General features: G+C 68.0%; 2 pseudogenes. One reads left to right on the top strand and one right to left on the bottom strand.

From position 1 onward, the window contains the following. Window positions 1–305: pseudogene (locus tag H8B02_RS47600) on the bottom strand (DUF2147 domain-containing protein); the annotation flags it as partial. A gap of 183 nt (window positions 306–488) precedes the next feature. On the opposite strand from H8B02_RS47600, the pseudogene H8B02_RS47595 reads away from it, so the two are divergent. Further along, a pseudogene (locus H8B02_RS47595) lies at window positions 489–725 on the top strand (DUF2147 domain-containing protein); the annotation flags it as partial.

Here is a 725-nt window from a genome sequence, read left to right as displayed (position 1 = left end):
GCGGCGGCCTGAACCGGCGCAAGTGAAGGTGCAGGTGCGGGCGCGGCCGGTGGCGCGGGTGACGGCGAGCTCGTCGAGGCGACATCGTCATCGTCGTCGGACTTCGAGCCGAGATTCTTGCTGATGCCGCCGATCGTGCCGTTGTAGCCCGGCGCCGAGATGCGGATGCAGGACAGCGCGCTGCAGTTGCGCGGCGCCTCGACACGGATGCGCTGGCCGTCGATCTGGAAGGTGATGCCGGTGCCGCCGGCATGCGCCGATGTGGTGGCCATCAGCAGCGCGGCGATCGCAACGAGCTTCTTCATCTTAAGTCTCCGTGGCGTTGAGCGGGGCTGGATCGATTGGTCCGGACGCTACGTGCCGCCGGCTTCCGTTTCTGTGATGCGCATCACGTTGCCGGGTTGAGCCGAATGGCTCGCCACGGTGACGGAGATCACTGCGCCGCGAGCACGGCGCCCCTAGCGTTATCGGATGTTCTGGAGGCTTCGATGAAGCGCTTCTGCCTGCTCGTCGCGCTGACGCTGTTCACGCCCTTCGCCCATGCCGGTGAGGGCATCAGGTTCTCGATTGGCGGCCATCGCGTCCATCTCGATTCGACGCGCTGCCGCTCGCTGTCCTGCGTCTCGGTCTCTGGCGGCCCCAGGCGCGACGACGGCGGTGACAACGGCCGCACGCTCAAGCCGGTGTCCGCGCCGGCGACGACGGCAGCGATCCCTGCTGCGCCG

It is taken from the genome of Bradyrhizobium altum (assembly GCF_020889705.1).
Classification (GTDB): Bacteria; Pseudomonadota; Alphaproteobacteria; order Rhizobiales; family Xanthobacteraceae; genus Bradyrhizobium; species Bradyrhizobium altum.
The sequence above is the reverse complement of the archived record's forward strand: the minus strand, read 5'-3'. Positions and strand labels throughout refer to the sequence as shown.